Source organism: Tianweitania populi, assembly GCF_014652875.1.
Classification (GTDB): domain Bacteria; phylum Pseudomonadota; class Alphaproteobacteria; order Rhizobiales; family Rhizobiaceae; genus Tianweitania; species Tianweitania populi.
This window is the reverse complement of the sequence record NZ_BMZQ01000001.1, coordinates 554,429-574,143: the sequence shown is the minus strand read 5'-3', so window position 1 is coordinate 574,143 and position 19,715 is coordinate 554,429. Positions and strand designations below refer to the sequence as shown.

20 protein-coding genes are annotated in these 19,715 nt (G+C 61.6%); 9 read left to right on the top strand and 11 right to left on the bottom strand.

Annotated features, from left to right (window positions below; all coding sequences use genetic code 11):
* Positions 1 to 3 precede the first annotated feature (3 nt).
* Positions 4 to 249, bottom strand: coding sequence for a hypothetical protein (locus IE166_RS02820; protein WP_189501501.1), 246 nt, complete (start codon positions 247 to 249; stop codon positions 4 to 6).
* Between IE166_RS02820 and IE166_RS02815 the strand changes: the two genes are divergently transcribed.
* Positions 242 to 730 (top strand): hypothetical protein, encoded by a 489-nt coding sequence (locus tag IE166_RS02815; protein WP_189501500.1) that lies wholly within the window; start codon positions 242 to 244, stop codon positions 728 to 730. The genes IE166_RS02820 and IE166_RS02815 overlap by 8 nt on opposite strands.
* 112 nt (positions 731 to 842) lie before the next feature.
* Here the strand turns inward: IE166_RS02815 and IE166_RS02810 are convergent, their stop codons facing one another.
* From IE166_RS02810 to IE166_RS02775, 8 genes are all read right to left on the bottom strand, one after another.
* Entirely contained in the window at positions 843 to 1,460 is a 618-nt protein-coding gene (locus IE166_RS02810; protein ID WP_189501499.1) for a riboflavin synthase, read from the bottom strand.
* Positions 1,460 to 2,566: a bifunctional diaminohydroxyphosphoribosylaminopyrimidine deaminase/5-amino-6-(5-phosphoribosylamino)uracil reductase RibD gene (ribD, locus tag IE166_RS02805; RefSeq protein WP_189501498.1), complete on the bottom strand. Its 1,107-nt coding sequence runs from the start codon at positions 2,564 to 2,566 to the stop codon at positions 1,460 to 1,462. The genes IE166_RS02810 and ribD overlap by 1 nt, the downstream gene beginning before the upstream one ends.
* Complete coding sequence (gene nrdR / locus IE166_RS02800) at positions 2,559 to 3,047, bottom strand: transcriptional regulator NrdR (RefSeq protein WP_189501497.1); 489 nt, start codon at positions 3,045 to 3,047, stop codon at positions 2,559 to 2,561. Before nrdR ends, ribD begins: the two co-directional genes overlap by 8 nt.
* A gap of 31 nt (positions 3,048 to 3,078) precedes the next feature.
* A complete protein-coding gene (gene glyA, locus IE166_RS02795; RefSeq protein ID WP_189501496.1) occupies positions 3,079 to 4,374 on the bottom strand; it encodes a serine hydroxymethyltransferase in 1,296 nt (431 codons plus the stop codon).
* A gap of 166 nt (positions 4,375 to 4,540) precedes the next feature.
* Positions 4,541 to 5,797, bottom strand: coding sequence for a L,D-transpeptidase family protein (locus tag IE166_RS02790; RefSeq protein ID WP_189503204.1), 1,257 nt, complete (start codon positions 5,795 to 5,797; stop codon positions 4,541 to 4,543).
* Between the two features lie 367 nt (positions 5,798 to 6,164).
* Complete coding sequence (gene ldtR, locus IE166_RS02785) at positions 6,165 to 6,677, bottom strand: transcriptional regulator LdtR (protein WP_189501495.1); 513 nt, start codon at positions 6,675 to 6,677, stop codon at positions 6,165 to 6,167.
* A gap of 148 nt (positions 6,678 to 6,825) precedes the next feature.
* Positions 6,826 to 7,224 (bottom strand): DUF6163 family protein, encoded by a 399-nt coding sequence (locus IE166_RS02780; protein WP_385965087.1) that lies wholly within the window; start codon positions 7,222 to 7,224, stop codon positions 6,826 to 6,828.
* Between the two features lie 17 nt (positions 7,225 to 7,241).
* Positions 7,242 to 8,288 carry an enoyl-CoA hydratase/isomerase family protein gene (locus IE166_RS02775; protein ID WP_189503203.1) on the bottom strand — a complete coding sequence of 349 codons (1,047 nt, stop codon included), beginning with the start codon at positions 8,286 to 8,288 and terminating at the stop codon, positions 7,242 to 7,244.
* 161 nt (positions 8,289 to 8,449) lie between these two features.
* Between IE166_RS02775 and hemB the strand changes: the two genes are divergently transcribed.
* From hemB to IE166_RS02740, 7 genes are all read left to right on the top strand, one after another.
* Positions 8,450 to 9,481 carry a porphobilinogen synthase gene (gene hemB / locus IE166_RS02770; RefSeq protein ID WP_189501493.1) on the top strand — a complete coding sequence of 344 codons (1,032 nt, stop codon included), beginning with the start codon at positions 8,450 to 8,452 and terminating at the stop codon, positions 9,479 to 9,481.
* Entirely contained in the window at positions 9,478 to 9,837 is a 360-nt protein-coding gene (locus IE166_RS02765; protein ID WP_189501492.1) for a DUF423 domain-containing protein, read from the top strand. The genes hemB and IE166_RS02765 overlap by 4 nt, the downstream gene beginning before the upstream one ends.
* Positions 9,838 to 9,913: 76 nt before the next feature.
* On the top strand, positions 9,914 to 10,396 hold the full coding sequence (locus IE166_RS02760) for an RDD family protein (RefSeq protein WP_244641302.1): 483 nt from the start codon (positions 9,914 to 9,916) through the stop codon (positions 10,394 to 10,396).
* A 98-nt stretch (positions 10,397 to 10,494) separates the two neighbouring features.
* Entirely contained in the window at positions 10,495 to 11,265 is a 771-nt protein-coding gene (locus IE166_RS02755; RefSeq protein WP_189501491.1) for an arginyltransferase, read from the top strand.
* 40 nt (positions 11,266 to 11,305) lie between these two features.
* Positions 11,306 to 12,205, top strand: a complete 900-nt coding sequence (locus IE166_RS02750; RefSeq protein ID WP_189501490.1) for a DMT family transporter — start codon at positions 11,306 to 11,308, stop codon at positions 12,203 to 12,205.
* Positions 12,206 to 12,249: 44 nt separating this feature from the next.
* On the top strand, positions 12,250 to 13,440 hold the full coding sequence (locus IE166_RS02745; protein WP_189501489.1) for a winged helix-turn-helix domain-containing protein: 1,191 nt from the start codon (positions 12,250 to 12,252) through the stop codon (positions 13,438 to 13,440).
* A gap of 14 nt (positions 13,441 to 13,454) precedes the next feature.
* Positions 13,455 to 13,889, top strand: coding sequence for a GNAT family N-acetyltransferase (locus IE166_RS02740; RefSeq protein WP_244641301.1), 435 nt, complete (start codon positions 13,455 to 13,457; stop codon positions 13,887 to 13,889).
* Between the two features lie 17 nt (positions 13,890 to 13,906).
* On the opposite strand, the gene parC is transcribed toward IE166_RS02740, so the two are convergent.
* Entirely contained in the window at positions 13,907 to 16,159 is a 2,253-nt protein-coding gene (gene parC, locus IE166_RS02735) for a DNA topoisomerase IV subunit A (protein WP_189501488.1), read from the bottom strand.
* A gap of 266 nt (positions 16,160 to 16,425) precedes the next feature.
* Between parC and IE166_RS02730 the strand changes: the two genes are divergently transcribed.
* Positions 16,426 to 17,625, top strand: coding sequence for a hypothetical protein (locus IE166_RS02730; protein WP_189501487.1), 1,200 nt, complete (start codon positions 16,426 to 16,428; stop codon positions 17,623 to 17,625).
* Between the two features lie 94 nt (positions 17,626 to 17,719).
* On the opposite strand, the gene aspS is transcribed toward IE166_RS02730, so the two are convergent.
* On the bottom strand, positions 17,720 to 19,507 hold the full coding sequence (gene aspS / locus IE166_RS02725; protein ID WP_189501486.1) for an aspartate--tRNA ligase: 1,788 nt from the start codon (positions 19,505 to 19,507) through the stop codon (positions 17,720 to 17,722).
* Positions 19,508 to 19,715 lie beyond the last annotated feature (208 nt).

Below are 19,715 nucleotides of genomic sequence, written 5' to 3'. Positions count from 1 at the left end.
GACTTAGGCCGAACACGCGACGAGCGCAAGAAAGGATTGGCCATGCGTAGTCCGAGAATGATCGGCCCAGTCGCCTGCCAGCTTTTCATCTTGGCGGTTGCTCATGACCGGATGTTCCCAGATGATATTTCGTAAGCTAATCTCGACAATCGGAATGCCGACGTAAATGCCCCGAACACGCCTCGCTGCGCTCGCCTTGAGCGTCTTATTGTTTGCAAGCCCGCCAGCGTATTCCAATGTCTTGACCATCGTCGTGGACGAGCCGCTGCTTACGGAAGGGGGAACCGTGGTAGTCCTGATTACGCGGCTCGACCAAGCGACATTCGATCGGAAATACGGCGTCGAGATCGAGGAGAACGATGGCGAGATCGTGCTTGATGCCGTTGCCCACGGCATCGTCACCTTTGTAGAGTTCGACGCGCCGCCCGGTGTCGAATATCGCTTCAGGACGCCAAGCGGCGAACCAGTCAGGGAACAACAAGTCAGTGTCGGAGAAGGTGGTGGCTATATCGACAGCACGACCGGCGATTTCGCGGCGTCAGATGTTACTTACCACCACCACATCGAAGGAACGCGTGTGGATGAAGCCACTTCGCGCGCCTTGCTCGGCAGTTTCTTTCGCATCGACCCTGCTTCCTGCCGCGTGGTGCCCGCGGTTCGCGTCTGTTCAGGGAGCAGCGAAGCGTTCGACGCGATGCTGCGCTACTTCGAGAAGTCTCGAACGCCTTGATCGTCGCCGGCCGCCAGGCAAAAGGACCGAGCATGCGGCGCACGGTTTGAGGCGGTTCGCTTGATCACACTAGGCTGGCTCGGCCACGATGAGCCCGCAGCTGCGCTGAGGTCTACAGCCCCTGCTCGCGCGCTTCCACGAGGCGCGCGGCATAGCGGGCCATAGTGTCGACTTCGAGGTTGACGCGGTCGCCGACCTGGCGGTCGCCCCAGGTGGTGACGATCAGGGAGTGGTGAATGAGGAGCACGTCGAAGCGCTGGCCCTCGACCTTGTTGACGGTCAGCGACGTGCCGTCCAGAGCGATCGAGCCTTTCGGCGCGATGAACTTCGCCAGCTCCACCGGTGCTTCCAGGGTGAAGCGAACGGCTTCGCCCTCATCCGTTCGCTCCACGATCGTGGCCATGCCGTCGACGTGGCCGGACACGATGTGGCCGCCGAGTTCGTCGCCCATCTTCAGGGCGCGCTCCAGGTTGAGCGCCGTTCCTTCGCTCCAATCTCCGGCGGAGGTGAGGCGCAGGGCTTCTTCCCAGGCTTCCACATCGAACCAGCGCATGTTGGAGGAGGCATCCGGCAGTTCCACGACCGTCAGGCACACGCCGGAGCAGCTGATGGACGCACCGATGTCGATCGTTGCGGGATCATAGGCTGTTTCAATGCGCAGGCGCTTGCCGCCTTCGCGTGGCGTGATCTGGCCAATGCGGCCGATGTCGGTGACAATTCCGGTGAACATCAGTAAGCCCTCACCCATTCCTGGCCGATATCCGCGCCGAAACGGCTTTCGCGCAGGAGACGGAAGCTTGGCGGAACGGTTGCCGGTGTGATCGGCGCGCGCACGCCCGCGCTTCCGATTTCCTTTGTGCTGCTGAACAACACCAAACGATCAACGAGGTCTTCCGCCAGGAACTGCCCGGCGGCATCCGCGCCGCCTTCCACCATCAGCGTGCCGATGCCACGGGCGCTCAGGTCTTCGAGCAGTTCGGGCAGCGCCACGCGGCCTTCATGCGCTTCCGTCGCCAGGAAGGTGACGCCGCGCGATTCGAGTTCCGAGCGCTGGCTAGGTTGGATGGCGTTCGGAAGAGCGGCTACCATCGTCGGCACCATGCGCGCGGTCACGGCCAGCTTGGCGCTTGCTGGCAAGCGTCCATTCCGATCAAGCACGATGCGTACGGGCGAGCGGGCTTCCAAGCCGGTCAGACGGCAGGTCAGTTCGGGATCATCGGCAAGCGCGGTCTTGATGCCGATCAGGATTGCGTCGGATTCGGCGCGCATCAGATGGACCTGCCGCCGCACGGTCTCACCCGTGATCGCTACCCTGCCCTCATCGGTCAGCCCGATCATGCCGTCGGCGGAAACCGCAAGCTTCAGAGTCACTTCCGGGCGGCGCTTCACAGATCGCAGCAGGTAGCCGCGTAGCTGATCGCCGGCTTCTTCAGCCAGAACGCCTTCCAGAACCTCGATGCCGGCGGCCCGAAGGATCGCATAGCCGCGTCCTGCGACGCGCGCGTCCGGATCGGATGCGGCTCCAACGACACGGGTTACACCGGCGGCAACCAATGCTTCGGCGCACGGCGGGGTGCGGCCATGATGCGCGCAGGGTTCGAGCGTGACATAGGCGGTCGTGCCCCTGGCCCGCTCGCCCGCTTCAGCCAGCGCCTGTGGTTCGGCATGCGGCCTTCCGCCAATCGCGGTAACGCCGCGGCCGACGATGACGCCATCGGCAACGATCAAGGTGGCAACGGAGGGATTGGTGCCGGTCAGTCCGAGATGCCGGCGTGACAGCCGAATGGCCGCCGCCATGAAGCGGCGATCATCGGCGTTCGGCTGTGCTTCAGCCATCGTGCCGTTCGGCTCCATGATCGGGATCGTCTTCCACCGTCAGCTCATCGAGGACGCCGTGGAAATCGCGGGCTTCGCGGAAGTTGCGATACACGGAAGCGAAGCGGACATAGGCGACGTCGTCCAGCGCCTTAAGCGCTTCCATGACCAGGCGGCCGATTTCGCCCGCCACGATCTCCGTCTCACCCGAGCTTTCCAGCTGGCGCACGATGCCCGTAACCGCTCGCTCGATCCGGTCGGGATCGACATTGCGCTTGCGCAACGCGATGTCGAAGGAGCGCATCAGCTTGTCGCGGTCGAACGGCACCTTGCGGCCGGACTTCTTGACCACGACGAGATCGCGCAGCTGCACGCGCTCGAAAGTGGTGAAGCGGCCGCCACAAACCGGGCAGATCCGGCGGCGCCGGATCGCGGCGCCGTCTTCGGCAGGCCGCGAATCCTTAACCTGGGTGTCTTCGGATTGGCAGTAAGGGCAGCGCATCGGACTTCCGGTCTAAGAGGAATGCTCCCCCTTACCCCAGATAGGGATAAAGCGGAAAGCGATCCGTCAACGAAACGACCTTGCGCTTCACAGCCTCTTCAACCGACTGGTTGCCTTCATCCGAGTTGGCAGCCTTCAGGCCATCCAACACCTCGGTGATCAACTGGCCGATCTCACGGAACTCCGCTTCGCCGAAGCCGCGCGTCGTGCCGGCCGGCGTGCCGAGACGCACGCCAGAGGTCACGAAAGGCTTTTCCGGGTCGAACGGAATGCCGTTCTTGTTGCAGGTGATGTTGGCGCGGCCCAAAGCCGCCTCCGCGCGCTTGCCCGTGGCGTTCTTCGGCCGGAGGTCGACCAGCATCGAATGATTGTCCGTGCCGCCGGACACAATGTCGAGGCCGGTGTCCTTCAAGCTTGCAGCAAGGGCCTTCGCGTTCGCCACGATATTTGCGGCGTAGGTCTTGAACTCCGGCTGCAGCGCTTCCCCGAAGGCCACGGCCTTGGCGGCGATGACATGCATCAGCGGCCCGCCCTGCAGGCCGGGGAACACGGCCGAATTCATCTTCTTGGCGATATCCTCGTCATTCGTGAGGATCATGCCGCCGCGCGGGCCGCGCAGCGACTTGTGCGTCGTGGTGGTGACGACATGCGCATGCGGCAGTGGCGACGGATGCTGGCCGCCGGCCACGAGACCCGCGATGTGCGCCATGTCGACCATCAGGTAAGCGCCGACCGCATCGGCAATCTCGCGGAAGCGCTTCCAGTCCCAGATGCGGGAATAAGCGGTGCCGCCGGCAAGGATCAGCTTCGGCTTGGTTTCATGCGCCTTCTGCTCCACCACATCCATGTCGATGAGATGATCATCCTCGCGCACGCCATAGGACACGACGTTAAACCACTTGCCGGACATGTTGACCGGGGAGCCGTGCGTGAGATGGCCGCCCGAGTTGAGGTCGAGGCCCATGAACGTGTCGCCGGGCTGCAGAAGCGCCAGGAACACGGCCTGATTCATCTGGCTACCGGAGTTCGGCTGGACGTTGGCGAAGTTGCAGTCAAACAGCTTCTTGGCGCGCTCGATCGCCAGCGTTTCGGCGACATCCACGAACTGGCACCCGCCGTAATAGCGCTTGCCCGGATAGCCCTCCGCATATTTGTTGGTCATGATCGAGCCCTGCGCTTCCAGCACGGCGCGCGACACGATGTTTTCCGAGGCGATCAGCTCGATCTCGTGGCGCTGGCGACCCAGTTCATCGCGGATGGAACCGAAGATTTCCGGATCCCGCTCTTCCAGCGAGGTGGTGAAGAAGGCATTGGTCGAAGAAGCCATCGCAGGATCCTTTACGAAGCGAACGGGAAGATTGAGCGCGCACTATCACACTTGGTGCGCGCTCGCCACGAGCCGGAACCGCATTTTTCTGCTGTGTTTCCGACACAGATGCCGAAACGAAAAAGGCCGCCTCGAAGGCGGCCTTTGATCTTGCAAGCAGAGGCGATCAGATCGCCTGCGACATCTGCAGTTCCTGATTGCCGTCCAGCGCATAAACGTCATCGCGGAAATGCACGACGCCGTCGCCGGTCGACCAGGCCGATACATAAGTGAAGTGCACCGGCACGGCCTGCGAAAGCTGAACGGGCGTGTTCTGGCCGCTGCGGATCGTGTCCTCGAAGCGCTGGCGGCTCCAGCCCGGCGTGTCACGGAGCAGCCAGGTCACGAGATCGCGTACGTTCTGCACGCGCACGCAGCCCGACGAATCGAAGCGCATGAGGTTGTTGAACAGGCTCTGCTGCGGCGTGTCGTGCATGTAGGTCGCATGGCTGTTCGGGAAGTTGATCTTCACCGAAGCCATGGCATTGATCTTGCCCGGATCCTGGCGGAAATGCATCTTGGCGGCATCTTCGGTCGACCAGTCGATGGTCAGCGGATCGATCTCCGAACCATCGGCGGCAAGGATGCGGATGTTGTTGTCGCGCAGATAGTTCGGGTTCTTGCGCATCAACGGAATGATGTCCTTGCGGACGATCGACTCCGGCGCGTTCCAATAGGGATTGACGATCACTTCGTTGATCGCGGAATCGATCAATGGCGTCTGGCGATCGATCTTGCCCACGATTGCCGTATGGCGCGAAACGACGCGACCGTTCTCTACGGCTTCGATCTGCGCCGCCGGAATGTTGACCATGACATAGCGCTGATCCTGATAGGAGCCCATGTTCTGGTTGAGGCGGTTCAGGTTCGTTTGCAACTGACCAAGCCGGATCTGCGGCGACACGTTCATCGCGGCATAGGTGTATTTGCCGGTGACGCCATCGGCCGGGAGGCCATGACGGCGCTGGAAACGCTTGAGGGCGGCATCGGTGTAGGTATCGAAGGACTGGGACAGGCCGGCGCGCTGCGACAGGTCGCCCGAGATCATCAGACGGCGGCGCATAGCCTCGACGTCCGGATGAACGACGCCAAGCTGCAACTTGTTGCCCGACGGCACCTCGTTCCAGCCCCCCTGAGCGACGATGTTCTGATATTCGGTAATCGCCTGCTGCGTGTACATCAGCGTTTCGTGGCTATAGATCGGGATAGCTGACTGAACCGCTTCGCCGCCGGCTGCCTTAGCATCGAACTGGTCGTTCCAGCCGCCGCGGCGGTTGGACTGGAAAACATCGTCGAGGATGTCCTGAGCGAAAGCAGGCGCGGCAAGCGCCGTACCAGCCAAAGCACCGGCTGCGGTCAGAAAATGGCGGCGGGTTGTTTTCATCATCTATCCACGTTGTCTGCGGTCACTCGGACACGTCTGAACTCGGCATCGATCCGTCACGATAGGAAAACAGGCTTAACAAGTTACCAATCAACGGATGGCCATTGAGCCGCTCGATCCTCGATCACGCTGCAACGCAACGCCGATCGGGTCGTTCCAGGCTCCAAACGCCCGTTCCATGACAATCGCCGTGTCACTCGAATATGGCGGCAGCGTGGCCTGCCCTATCACCTTGATCTTCAACGCCCTGGATCAGGCAAGGCACACGTAAATGTGTTGCATTGCGGACGCAGGAACGGCGCCCGGAGTTCAGACCGAGGCGCCGTTTCATCGAGGTTCTCCCTCGAGCCCAGAAGATGTGCGGGACTTACATCCGGTAGGCGATCGTGTCGTTCCAGAAGCGATCGAGGCGCTGCAGCGACTTGTTCATCTGGTTGAACTCGTCGTGGTTGATGCCGCCGACAGCTTCGATGGAGCCGATGTGGCGCTCATACAGGCCGGCAACGATCTTTTCGATTTCCTGGCCCTTCGGCGTCAGGCTGACACGGACCGAGCGGCGATCGATGCGCGAACGCTGGTGGTTGATGAAGCCGAGATCGACCAGCTTCTTCAGGTTGTAGGAAACGTTGGAGCCGAGATAATAACCGCGCGAGCGCAGTTCCCCGGCGGTGAGCTCGGCATTGCCGATGTTGAACAAGAGCAGCGCCTGGATCGCGTTGATGTCGCTGCGGCCGTTGCGGTCGAACTCATCCTTGATCACGTCGAGCAACCGGCGATGCAGCCGCTCAACGAGCTGAAGGGCTTCCATGTAAAGCGTGCGGATTGCTTCGCGGCGTTCGTCTTGCGCCGGTGCGGGCTTGGCGGCCTGTCGCGTGTTCATCGGTTGTGCCTCTCGTGTTGACGCCTGGTGATTGTTTTTTTGATCTCACCTTGGGCATGACCATAACCGTCGCACCTAAAATTCGACTTAAACGCCAAGCTTAACCAGAGCTTTCCAAGCCTCCATTTCAAAGAGGCTTAATAACGACTTACGCCAACCTTTTCTTTTGGAAATAAATAACCAACCGCAGGATCAGATAAAGCGCGGCAACGGTGAAATGAACAGCAACCGCTCCAATGCGCCATCCGAAGACTTGCGGGAAACCGACATACATCACGATTTCCGTGATCGCGCAGATCAGCCACAGGACCGGGCCCCAGGAGGCCAGCATCCATAGGCCGATGGCAGCAAAGGGAAAGAACACGGCGAGCACGACGCCGGCTGCCTGCCAATAGATCGGCATCGTATCGAAGCGCCAGGTGACGCCGTCGTTCAGGCCGATCAAGCGGATCCAGTACAGGATGCCGAACAGGAGGCAGTACACGGCAACCAGCCGATGCAGAAAGGCAAGCGCGCGTTCGGCAAGGGTCGGCGCGGCAACCGCGATCCTGGCTGGGCCGGCAATCACAGACGCAGTTCCCCTTCGCCGAGCGGCGCGAAATAGGCTTCAACATCCGCATTGGACACCGCGTTGATGTCAGCCGGCTTCCATTGCGGTGTCGAGCCCTTGTCGATCAGCGCCGCGCGGATGCCTTCATAGAAGTCATGGCCCTGCAGCATGCGGTTGAGGATGCGATATTCCATCTGCATGCATTCAGGCATCGTAAGCATCTCACCGTCGCGGATCTGCTTGAAGGTGACATGCAGGCTGGTGGGCGAGCGCTTGGAGATGGTGTCGAGCAACTTTTGCGCAAACTCGTCGCGCGGTGCAGCGCGTTGCAGGCCGGCGATAACCTCCTTGAAGCGATCCACCGATAGCAGCTTGGAGATCGTATGCAGCGCGCCATCATCGATCTCACGCGCCGGCTCTTCCGTGATGAACTTGGCGAGGGCTGCACGCGGATTGCCTGAGGAGGCCAGTTCCTCGACCAGCAGCGGATGGCTGGCGGACGGCACGAAATGCGTGCCCATTCCGGACGCCATGATGTCGCCCGCGCGGATACGATCGCCGGTCAGCGCAAGGTAGCGACCGAACGAGCCCGGCAGCTTCGGCAGAAGATGGCTGCCGCCGACATCGGGAAAGAAGCCGATGCCGACTTCCGGCATAGCGAACAGCGCATTCTCGCTGATCACGCGATGCGATCCGTGAAAGGAAATGCCGACACCGCCGCCCATGACGATGCCGTCGATCAACGAGATATATGGTTTTGGGTAGGATTCGATCTGTGTGTTCAGGCGGTATTCGTCGGCAAAGAAGGCCACCGGATGCTCGCCGGCCTTGCCGCGGCGATACACGTCCAGAATGTCGCCGCCGGCCGAAAAGGCCCGGCCTTCCGCCTTTACCACCACGACGGCGACGTCGCTTTCTGTAGCCCATGTCGTCAGCGCTGCCGCCAGCGCCTTGACCATGCCGTGGGTCAGCGCGTTCAGCGCCTTCGGTCGCGTGAGCGTAACGACGCCCGCCCTGCCGACGCGTTCGAAGGCGATCTCTTCGCCGCCGCCGAAATCCACTTTCATGACCACCTCTCCCAAGTCATCGCGCCCAAAGCCAGGTCGTACAGACAAGCTTCGGGCTTACGGTTCGCCCTGCGTGGCGTCAATGCCGCAGGCTTGCTGCGTGGTGCGCGCACAGCCCTTGTGCTATGAGCCCGCTCTGAGAAAGGGCATCTGCCATGGACAGGATATCCCGCGCGCCGACACGGATCGGCCGAAGCGTCGATGAAATTACCGGAAGCCGCCGCCTGCGCCGCACGCGCAAGGCAGACTGGTCGCGCCGACTGGTTCAGGAAAACAGGCTGACCGTCGACGACCTGATCTGGCCGATCTTTCTTGTGGATGGCGAGAACAAGCGCGAACCCCTGCCCGCCATGCCCGGCGTGTTCCGCTTGTCGGTAGACATGGCCGCGCAGGAAGCCAAACGCGCCGCTTCGCTCGGCATTCCCGCCATCGCCACTTTCCCTTATATCGACCACGCGCTGAAGGATCAGACCGGCTCGCATGCCTGCCATGCCGACAATCTGATCAATCGCGGCACGCGCGCGATCAAGGATGCCGCACCTAATATCGGCGTCATCACCGATGCCGCGCTCGACCCTTTCACCGATCATGGCCATGACGGCATTTTGCGCGACGGGGTCATCGTCAATGACGAGACGGTCGACCAGGTCGTTGCGGCTGCGCTGTCTCAGGCGCGTGCCGGCTCCGACATCATCGCGCCTTCCGACATGATGGACGGACGCATCGGCGCGATCCGCGATGCATTGAATGCGGACGGCTTCCAGGACGTCGCGATCATGTCCTATGCGACCAAGTTCTCGTCGGCCTTTTACGGTCCTTATCGTGAAGCGATCGGCACCAGCGGTCTCCTGAAGGGCGACAAGAAGACCTATTATCTCGACCCTGCCAACACAGACGAAGCCATGCGCGAAGCCGAGCAGGATCTCTCCGAAGGCGCTGATATGCTGATGGTGAAGCCAGGCATGCCCTATCTCGACATCGTGCACCGGCTGAAGGAAACCTTCGCCGTTCCGACCTTCGCCTACCAGGTGTCGGGCGAGTTCACGATGATCAAGGCGGCTGCCGCAAATGGTTGGATCGATGGCGAGCGTGCCATGCTTGAAAGCCTGCTTGCCTTCAAGCGCGCGGGCTGCGACGGCATCCTGACCTATTTCGCGCCCGATGTGGCGGAACTCCTCGCATCATGATTGCAGCCGTGCCGGATCGCGGTCTCTGCGTTGCCGCCGCGCTTTGCGGTGCCGCCGGTGTGGCCTTCTCAGCCGTCGCGACCCATAGCGGCGGCGGGCCGATCGCAACCGGCGCTTCCTTTCTTCTGATGCATGCCCCTGCCCTTCTGGCCGTCGGCCTGCTTGGCGCGTCTAAGCCGCTGCGGCTCGCCGCATGGCTGCTTTTTGTCGGCGTCGCGCTGTTTGCGACCGACTTGATCGTGCGCCATTACGGCGCCGAGCGACTGTTCCCGATGGCGGCACCCACCGGCGGCACGCTGATGATCCTCGGCTGGCTTGCCATCGGCGTCACAAGCCTGCTGCCAAGGCGCGCCTGAAGGCGGGCCTTGGCATCGCTTGAAGTTGCTTAGGCAAATCGCCATCTCCATGGGGCAACCCACTGGAAGGACCGCGATGTCGACTCAACACACTGCCACGATGGATCAGACCGGCGCGCTTTACCGCAGCCTCGATGATGTCAGGCTGTATGATGGTGTCCGCCGGCGTCGCATCCTCGCTTTCTGCATCGACTATGCCATCGTGCTTCTTTTGCTGATCCCGGTCAGCGTCATCGTCGGCTTCCTCGGCATCATCACGCTTGGTCTGGGCTGGATGCTGTTTGGCATGCTCACCCCGCTCATCGCGCTTGTTTATGTCTTCTCGACCATGGGCTCGCCACGGCAGGCCACGTTGGGCATGCGCGCCATGTCGATCCGGCTCGAGCGCCTTGATGGTGGGCGCGTGGATGGCGTGCTGGCAGTCGTTCACTCGGTCCTGTTCTGGGCCGGTAACGTGATCCTGACGCCGCTGATCCTGCTCGCATCGCTGTTCATCGACCGCAAGCGCACGCTGCATGACCTGCTGCTTGGCACTGCCGTGATCCGCACGGATCGCTGAGCGACGGCAGCGTCACCTCACGGATCAATCTTTGTGAGTTGACCTTTTGCGCGAGCGGTTCAACCTACGCTCGAAACGAGTGAGCCGCTTCGGCATCGATGACGCATCACCAGCCTCCTTCGCCGCAGTTCTTTCTGACGGCACCCACCGCCTGCCCCTACCTTGAAGGGCAGTTCGAGCGGAAAGTGTTTACGCATCTGATCGGCGACCGGGCCAAGGATCTCAACGACCTGCTGACCCAGGGCGGCTTCCGCCGCTCGCAGAACATCGCCTATCGCCCGGCCTGCGAGACTTGCCGGGCCTGCGTGTCCACCCGGATCCTCGTCAACGAGTTCGAGCCCACCCGCAACATGAAGCGGGTGGCCGCGCGCAACGGCGATCTCGTTGGCGACATGCATGATGCGGAACCCAGCACCGAGCAATATTCCCTTTTCCGCCGCTATCTCGAAGCCCGCCACAAGCGCGGCGGCATGCTGGAGATGAGCGTGCTTGATTATGCAATGATGGTTGAAGACAGCCATGTCGAAACCAAGGTCATCGAATATCGCCGCCGTGGCCCTGATACGTTCATCACCGGCAAGGGCGTGGGCGATCTCGTTGCCGTCGCACTCAGCGATCGCATGGGTGACGGGCTTTCGATGGTCTATTCCTTCTTCGACCCCGAGCTCGAAGACCGCTCGCTCGGCACTTTCATGATCCTCGACCACATCGCCCGCGCCCGCTCCATGGGCCTGCCGCATGTGTATTTGGGATATTGGGTCAACGGCTCGCGCAAAATGGCCTACAAGGTCCGCTTTCAGCCGCAGGAGCATCTTGGACCAAAGGGTTGGGAACGCTTCCGCATAGATGAGGTTGGACAGGACAAGTGAAGTCGACCTAACTCGGGCGAGACCCCGGGGGAAGATTCGCTTGTTCCATTCGCTTTCGCCGCATGCGCGCGGCCTGCTTCTGGCGGCCCTTGGCGGGCTCGTTCTCACCATCGACATCCCGCTGGTCAAGCTCGGCCATGCCAACAGCTGGAGCGCACTTCTGATCCGCACCAGCACGACGCTGGTTTCCACGCTGGTAATCTGGTCGATACTGCGCGGCATCGGCATGAAGCTGCCACCGCTGATACCCGGCCGCATCGGGCTGATCGTTGCCGGGCTTTACTCGCTCTCTTCAATGACGTTTCTGCTTGCCGTGTTCCACACGACAACGGCCGATCTCGTCTTTATCCTGGCGTTCAACACCGCTTTTGCCGCCGTTTTGTCCTGGATTTTCCTGAAAGAGCGGCCAAAACCGGCAACGCTTGCCGCAATTTTCCTGATGATCGTCGGCGTGCTGATCATCGTTCATGCCGGCATCGGCACCGGCAATCTCGTCGGCAATGCTCTGGCCATGTGCTCCGCCTTCCTGATCGCCACCGCCATTACCATCAGCCGCTGGAGCGGCCGCGACATGGGCTTTGCGTCGCTGATGGCCGTCATCCCGGCGTTGTGCATAGCAATCATCATGGTCGCACGCGTCGGCTTCGAAGCGGAAGCGCCGCAATGGATCATGCTCGACGGCTTCGTCGTCATCCCCATCGCGTTCTTCTGCCTTGCCAATGCCCCGAAATACTTGTCGGGGCCGGAAGTCGCGATGTTCTACCTGCTCGAAACGGTACTGGCGCCGATCTGGGTGTGGCTGATCTTCACCGAAGTCCCGACCACCGCCAGCCTGGTCGGCGGCGCGATCCTCATTGTGACGCTGATCGCGCATTCGGCTTGGCAGATCGCGCAAGGACGGCGCCGCCGCGCATCACTCGCCTTGCGCCATCCGACTTGAGACATCTGACTTGAGGCTGGCGGGCGAAAGGCTACCTTCCACCTATGCAGCAGCTGATCCAGAACCGCCTTGCACGCCGCCTCCTGATCCATCACCAGGCCCTGTCCGACCCACCACACCGCGCGCAGACGCTGCCCGAGCTGCAAGGCGTAATCGAGCGTCTTGGCTATGTGCAGGTCGATAGCATCGCGATCGTGGAACGCGCGCATCACCAGATCCTGTTTGCCCGAAACAAGACCTACAAGCAGAAGCAACTACACCGGCTGATCGAACGTGAGCGCACCCTGTTCGAGCATTGGACGCATGATGCGTCGGTCATTCCGGTATCCTTCTTTCCTTACTGGAAGCACCGCTTCATCCGGGAGAAGGAGCGTCTGGCGCTGAGGCCGATGCATTTCGGCAGCGACTTCGCCCGTTCTACCGACGCCATTCTCGAACGCATCCGCCGCGACGGTCCTGTCATGGCGCGCGACTTCGAAGCGCGCGACAAGCCCTCTACCGGCTGGTGGGATTGGCATCCGTCGAAAGCGGCTCTTGAATACCTCTGGCGTACCGGGGAATTGCAGATCAGCCGGCGCGAAGGCTTCCAGAAGGTCTATGACCTCACCGAACGCGTCATCCCGGCCGCCTATCGCGAGCAAACCTTCGATCACGACACCTTCGTCGATTGGGCCTGCACGTCGGCTTTGGCCCGCCTCGGCTTCGGCACACGCGGCCAGATCGCCGCCTTCTTCCAGCTACTCAAGCCGGCGGAAGTCGAGGAATGGGTTGCGGCCAATCGCAGCCGGCTTGAGGAAGTTCGCATCGAAAGCGCCGACGGTTCCAAGCCGCGCACCGCCTTCGCCTTCCCCGCCACGCTAGCAGAACTTGACACAGTGCCCGAGCCGCCGACCAGGGTTCGCGTACTCAGCCCCTTCGATCCGCTGCTGCGCGATCGCGGCCGTGCCGAGCGCATCTTTGACTTCCATTACCGCATTGAGGTCTTCGTGCCGGAAGCGCAGCGCAAATATGGCTATTACGTCTTCCCCGTTATGCGCGGCGACACGATCGTCGGGCGCATCGACATGAAGGCCGATCGCCCGAACGACGTCATGAGCGTGCGCCGCTTCTGGCCAGAAAAGCGTACGCGGCTATCCCGTCAGCTCGTTTCCGGCCTCGAAGCCGAGATCGAGCGCCTGCGCCGCTTCACCGGCGTTTCGCGCACGAATTTCAAGCTGGATTGGCTGCATCCCTAAAGCGAGATTTCAGGATGACGAAGACCCCGGTTTTAAACGGCGACTTTGCATTCGCCACGGAAGTCCCATCCCTTGAAGAGTATATGCGCCTGCGAGGCGTCGCCGGCCTTACGGCTTTTTCCGAAGAGGCCGCAGCGATCGGCCTGAAAGGAACAGTGTTCGCCGCCGTCATCAGGCATCGGGACGTAGCGATCGGCATGGGCCGCATCATTGGCGATGGGGGATGCTTCTTCCAGATCACCGACATCGCGGTCGATCCCGCCCATCAAGGCAAAGGTCTCGGCAAGGCGATCATGGCGCATTTGATGGCCTATGTGAATGAAGCCTTGCCTGCGACCGCCTATGTCAGCCTCATTGCGGATGTCCCGGCAAACCGGCTTTACGAGCAATATGGTTTTCGTGAAACCGCGCCCAGATCGATAGGCATGTCCTACATCGTGCGCCGGTAAGCGTCGCTGCGAAGCCCTCAGCTGAACTGACCCGTGCGCGGGAAGCCCTTGGGCACGACACGCCCGGCGGTCGCACGCTCGGCGGTCCATTCAACCAGCTCGGCCGCGCGGCGGGTAAAGGTTCGGTCGGCCGAGTCGTGCCAGCTCAGGCCTTGTTCCAGCGTGAACACCTTGATGTCGGACATGCCGCCATCCTTAAAGCGCTGCAAGCGCACGCCCTTGCCGCGCGCCATCTCCGGCACTTCGCCCAGCGGGAACACCAGCATCTTCCGGTTTTCGCCGACAATCGCGACCTGATCGCCATTGGCCGGAACGCAGCGCTTGGCTTCGTCCGGCATCTTGACGTTCATCACCTGCTTGCCCTTGCGGGTGTTGGCGACCACTTCGTCTTCCGGCACCAGGAAGCCGTAGCCACCATGCGAAGCGAGCAGCAGCCGCCGGCCCGGCTGATGCGCAAAAGCGGTGACGATCGCCTGATCATTTTCCATGTCGACGATGATACGGATCGGTTCGCCATGGCCGCGACCGCCCGGCAGACGGTCGGCGCCGATCGTGTAGAACTTGCCGCCCGTGGTGAAGACCAGGATCTTGTCTGTCGTCTGCGCATGGAAAGCGAGCTTGAGCTGGTCGCCTTCCTTGAAGGTCAGCGCCGAGAAATCCGCCAGATGCCCTTTCAGCGCCCGCAGCCAGCCCTTTTCGGAAATGACGACGGTGACCGGTTCCTTCTCGATCATCGCCTGATGAATGTCGCCGAGATCAACGTCGGGCGCATCCGCGAACGTCGTGCGGCGCTTGCCGATGTCGGTATCCGGTCCGAAGTTGCGGCGAACAACCGACACTTCCCACTTGATCGTCTGCCACTGCTTCTCGGACGAATCCAGCAGCGCTTCGATCGAGGCCTTTTCAGCCGAAAGCGCGTCGAACTCCTTGCGGATCTCGAACTCTTCCAGCTTGCGCAGCTGGCGCAAACGCAGGTTCAGGATGGCTTCGGCCTGGATGTCGGTCAGGTCCCAGCGCGCGATCATCACCTGCTTGGGCTCATCCTCTTCGCGGATGATGCGGATCACCTCGTCGATGTTGAGGAAGGCGATGAGGTAGCCACCGAGGATTTCCAGCCGGCGCTCGATCTCTGCCAGACGGTGCTTGGACCGGCGGATCAGGACATCCTTGCGGTGCTCCAGCCATTCCTGCAGCACGCCCTTGAGCGACAGCACGTTCGGCACCTTGCCGCGCGACAGCACGTTCATGTTGAGCGGAAAGCGCGTTTCGAGCTCGGTCAGCTTGAACAGCGATTCCATCAGAAGGCCGGGGTCTACCGACCGGCTCTTCGGCACCAGCACGACGCGGATGTCTTCCGCGCTCTCGTCGCGAATGTCTTCCAGCAGCGGCAAACGGCGCGCGATCAGCAGATCGGCGATCTTCTCGATCAGCTTGCCCTTCTGCACGCCATAGGGGATTTCGGTGACGACGACCGTCCAGGTGCCGCGCCCCAGGTCTTCCTTTTCCCACCGCGCACGCAGCCGGAAGCCACCGCGTCCGGTTTCATAGGCTTCCTGAATCACGGCGCGCGAATCGACCACGATGCCGCCGGTCGGGAAGTCGGGCCCCTGCACCCATTGCAGCAGCGATTCCAGCGGCGCGTCGGGATTGTCGATCAGATGAAGGGCTGCATCGCAAAGCTCGGCCGCATTATGAGGCGGGATCGAGGTCGCCATTCCGACCGCGATGCCCGACGAGCCGTTGGCCAGCAGGTTCGGAAAGGCGCCCGGCAAAACGACAGGTTCTTCGTCTTCCTCATTATAGGTCGGGCGATAATCGACGGCATCCTCGGTGATGCCTTCCAGCAGTGCTGTCGCGACATCGGTCATGCGCGCTTCGGTGTAGCGCATGGCCGCAGCGCTATCGCCGTCGATATTGCCGAAGTTCCCCTGCCCGTCGACCAGCGGATAGCGCACGGAAAAATCCTGCGCCAAACGCACCAGCGCATCATAGATCGACTGGTCGCCATGGGGGTGGAACTTGCCCATAACCTCGCCCACGATGCGAGCGCACTTGGCGAAGCCCTGATCGGGATTGAGACGCAACAGGCGCATGGCGTGCATGATGCGGCGATGCACCGGCTTCAGCCCGTCGCGGACATCCGGCAGAGCGCGATGCATGATGGTCGAAAGCGCGTAAGCGAGGTAGCGCTCTTCGAGCGCCCGCTTCAGGTCGACCGGTTCAATGGCGTTGCCGCCATTATCCGGCGGCGGAACAAGGCTTTTTCCCATGGTTTCGGCGTAACGGTCGCAGCGATTCGCGGCAAGAACAAGATCAGAACAGCGGCGTAAACCAGCCGTTCAGCCTGTGAGTTCTGTGGATAGAAGCGCGTTTGCTTTTCGTACTCAGTTTCAGCAAAGTGCCGGTGTTACGGGCAGAGCGCTGAAATTCTTGCCCATCATCATCTTCGAACACGATTCGCCTTGCTCTTGCCGGGATGATCTCGGATTGAAACGATCAAGAGTGACCGAACCATTGTTTTAACGGGATCATCAGCATGACCATTCGTTTGCCGCTGGCTTCAACCCTGTCTTTCACCGCGCTTGCGCTCATCTTGCCCATCACGGGTGCGCAGGCCTTCGAGCTCGAGCAGTTCGGTACGCGCTTGAAGGCGCTGTCGGCCGAACAGGGCACGATCCTGGAATGGAGCGACCTGACCGGCGACGAGTCGGAAGTGGTTGCGAAGGGCGTGAAGGGCACGGTTCCTGGCGCGACACAGCCGGTTCAGCTCGGCGACGTGACCTTCTCCGACATTTCGGAAGAAAGCGATCATTACCTCGTCGGCTCAATCGCCCTATCGGATTATTCCGTCATGCAGGAAGGCGCGACGGTCACGGCCAAGGGTATCGAAGTCAAGGGCGCGCAGTTGCCGTTCGATGCCGCTGCCGCCGCCGGCATGACGCCATATGAGAACGCCAAGGCCGACAGCGCGACTGTTGAACTCGGCGGCAAGCGCGTGCTGACGATCGAAGACCTCAGCAGCTCGGCGACCGAGACCACGGCCGGCAGCGGCGCTTATGACATCACGATCGCGGCCAACCGTTTCAGCAGCGACCTGTTTGAACTGGCAACGCCGGATGTGAAGCCAACCCTCTCGGATCTCGGCTACGAGACCGTTACCGGCAAGATCCAGATGGAAGCCTCCTGGAACACCAAGGACGGCAAGCTTCTGATCAAGAAGAACGACTTCATCGTCGACGATGCCGGCACGCTCAGCATCACCTTCGATCTCGGCGGTTACACGCCGGCACTGATCAAGACCATGCGCGAAACCACCGAGAAGATGGCGGCAGCGCCTGAAGCCGATCAGTCCGCTCAAGGCATGGCGATGCTCGGCCTGATGCAGCAGGTGATCTTCAACCAGGCCACCATCCGCTTCGAAGACGATTCGCTGACCGAAAAGGTCATTGGCGCCATCGCCAAGAAGCAGAACACGACGCCGGAAGCCCTCGTCAATCAGGCCAAGGCGATCGTTCCGTTCGGTCTCGCTCAGCTCAACATGCCGGAATTTGCGCAATCGGTAACCGCTGCCGTCAACAGCTTCCTGGATGATCCGAAAAGCCTGCAGATCACCGCGAAGCCGGCTCAGCCCCTGCCCTTCGCCCAGCTTGCCGCAACCGGCATGATGGCGCGCGGCCCGGATGCGCCCAAGGCGATCATCAACCAGCTCGGCGTCAGCGTCACCGCCAACGATTGAGAACGGTTGAACCGCTTCAACAAAAAAGCCCGGCTCACGCCGGGCTTTTTTGTTTGTCTCGAGAAGAGATGAAGCGGCTGAAAAGCCGCCCGCCTCAGTCCTTCTTCTTCGGCGCGGTGCGCAGCTCAAGCTCGCGCAGCTGCTGCGGCGTGGCTTCCGACGGTGCGCCCATCAGCAGATCATAGGCCTGCTGGTTCATCGGGAACATGGTGATCTCGCGCAGGTTCTTGGCGCCGCACAGAAGCATCACCACGCGGTCCACACCAGCCGCCATGCCGCCATGGGGCGGGGCGCCGTACTGGAATGCTCGGTAAAGGCCGCCGAAGCGCTCTTCCACCGTTTCGCGCGACAGGCCGACCATCTCGAACGCCTTCACCATCGTTTCCGGGAGGTGGTTGCGGATACCGCCGGACGCGATCTCGAAGCCGTTGCAGACCATGTCGTACTGGAACGCCTTGATCGACAGCGGATCCTGCCCGTTCAACGCCTCGATGCCGCCTTGCGGCATGGAGAACGGGTTATGCGCGAAGTCGATCTTCTTCTCGTCCTCGTTCCATTCGAAGAACGGGAAGTCGATGATCCAGCACAGGGCGAACTGCTCGCGATCAACCAGGTTCAGCTCCTCGCCGGCCCGCGTGCGGGCATCGCCTGCGAACTTGTAGAACTTCGCGGGGTTGCCGGCGACGAAGAAGGCGGAATCGCCGTCTTCCAGGCCGAGCTGCTGACGGATGGCTTCGGTACGCTCTTCGCCGATGTTCTTGGCGATCGGCCCAGCGCCTTCAATCTTGTCGCCTTCCTTGCGCCAGAAGATGTAGCCGAGACCCGGCTGCCCTTCGCCTTGCGCCCAGGAGTTCATGCGGTCGCAGAACGCGCGGCTGCCGCCGGTCTTGGCGGGAATAGCCCAGACTTCCGCCTTCGGATCGTTGGCGAGGATGCCTGCGAAGACCTTGAAGCCCGAGCCTGCGAAATGCTCGGACACCGCCTGCATCTCGATGGGGTTGCGCAGGTCAGGCTTGTCGGAGCCATACTTGCGGATCGCGTCATCATACTTGATGCGCGGGAAAGACTGCGTAACGGGCTTGCCCTCGGCAAACGTCTCGAACACGCCGCGCAGCACCGGCTCCATGGTCTGCAGGATGTCTTCCTGTTCCACGAAGCTCATTTCCAGGTCGAGCTGGTAGAACTCGCCAGGCAAACGGTCGGCGCGCGGATCCTCGTCGCGGAAGCAGGGCGCGATCTGGAAATAGCGGTCGAAGCCCGACACCATGATCAGCTGCTTATACTGCTGCGGCGCCTGCGGCAGCGCGTAGAAGGTGCCGGGATGGATGCGCGACGGCACAAGGAAGTCGCGCGCGCCTTCCGGGCTCGAAGCTGTCAGGATCGGCGTCGAGAACTCGGTAAAGGCCGACTCGTTCATGCGCTTGCGCATCTCGGCGATGATCTTGGTGCGCTGAACGATGTTCTTGTGCAGCGTATCGCGGCGCAGATCGAGGAAGCGGTATTTCAGGCGGATGTCTTCGGGATAGTCCGGCTCGCCGAAAACGGGGAGCGGCAGCTCCTTGGCGGCCGACAGCACTTCCATTTCCTTGGCGAAGATCTCGATCTCGCCGGTCGGCAGGTTGGCGTTGGCGGTATCGGCCAGGCGCTCTTTGACCTCGCCATCAACGCGGATCACCCATTCGCCGCGAACCGTTTCCGCGATCTTGAAGCAGGGCGAATCCGGATCGGCGACGATCTGGGTCAAGCCGTAATGATCGCGCAGGTCGATGAAAAGGAGACCGCCATGGTCGCGGACGCGATGAACCCAGCCGGACAGACGGACGGTCTGGCCGACATCGGCCTTACGGAGTTGAGCGCAGGTGTGGCTGCGATAGCGGTGCATGACAGTTCCCGGGTGGTACGGATGCGCTGGAAGTCACCCACAAGTTGCGGGGACCAAAATCGGCGCGAAAAGCGCATGCAGGGTCCGGTTTGTCAAGAACGCGCTCTCATGGGGCGCAATCCTGTTCTTCCCCATCCGCAAATGAATGCTACTGGTACAGCTAATCCGTGCGTTTTGGATCGCAATATGGCCGTTCTGCGCTCCATAT

Coding starts and splice junctions, on each gene's coding strand:
- IE166_RS02820 (WP_189501501.1), bottom strand. CDS start 249: ATGGTCAAGACATTGGAATACGCTGGCGGGCTTGCAAACAATAAGACG.
- IE166_RS02810 (WP_189501499.1), bottom strand. CDS start 1,460: ATGTTCACCGGAATTGTCACCGACATCGGCCGCATTGGCCAGATCACG.
- ribD (WP_189501498.1), bottom strand. CDS start 2,566: ATGGCTGAAGCACAGCCGAACGCCGATGATCGCCGCTTCATGGCGGCG.
- nrdR (WP_189501497.1), bottom strand. CDS start 3,047: ATGCGCTGCCCTTACTGCCAATCCGAAGACACCCAGGTTAAGGATTCG.
- glyA (WP_189501496.1), bottom strand. CDS start 4,374: ATGGCTTCTTCGACCAATGCCTTCTTCACCACCTCGCTGGAAGAGCGG.
- IE166_RS02790 (WP_189503204.1), bottom strand. CDS start 5,797: ATGAAAACAACCCGCCGCCATTTTCTGACCGCAGCCGGTGCTTTGGCT.
- ldtR (WP_189501495.1), bottom strand. CDS start 6,677: ATGAACACGCGACAGGCCGCCAAGCCCGCACCGGCGCAAGACGAACGC.
- hemB (WP_189501493.1), top strand. CDS start 8,450: ATGGACAGGATATCCCGCGCGCCGACACGGATCGGCCGAAGCGTCGAT.
- IE166_RS02765 (WP_189501492.1), top strand. CDS start 9,478: ATGATTGCAGCCGTGCCGGATCGCGGTCTCTGCGTTGCCGCCGCGCTT.
- IE166_RS02760 (WP_244641302.1), top strand. CDS start 9,914: ATGTCGACTCAACACACTGCCACGATGGATCAGACCGGCGCGCTTTAC.
- IE166_RS02755 (WP_189501491.1), top strand. CDS start 10,495: ATGACGCATCACCAGCCTCCTTCGCCGCAGTTCTTTCTGACGGCACCC.
- IE166_RS02745 (WP_189501489.1), top strand. CDS start 12,250: ATGCAGCAGCTGATCCAGAACCGCCTTGCACGCCGCCTCCTGATCCAT.
- IE166_RS02740 (WP_244641301.1), top strand. CDS start 13,455: ATGACGAAGACCCCGGTTTTAAACGGCGACTTTGCATTCGCCACGGAA.
- parC (WP_189501488.1), bottom strand. CDS start 16,159: ATGGGAAAAAGCCTTGTTCCGCCGCCGGATAATGGCGGCAACGCCATT.
- IE166_RS02730 (WP_189501487.1), top strand. CDS start 16,426: ATGACCATTCGTTTGCCGCTGGCTTCAACCCTGTCTTTCACCGCGCTT.
- aspS (WP_189501486.1), bottom strand. CDS start 19,507: ATGCACCGCTATCGCAGCCACACCTGCGCTCAACTCCGTAAGGCCGAT.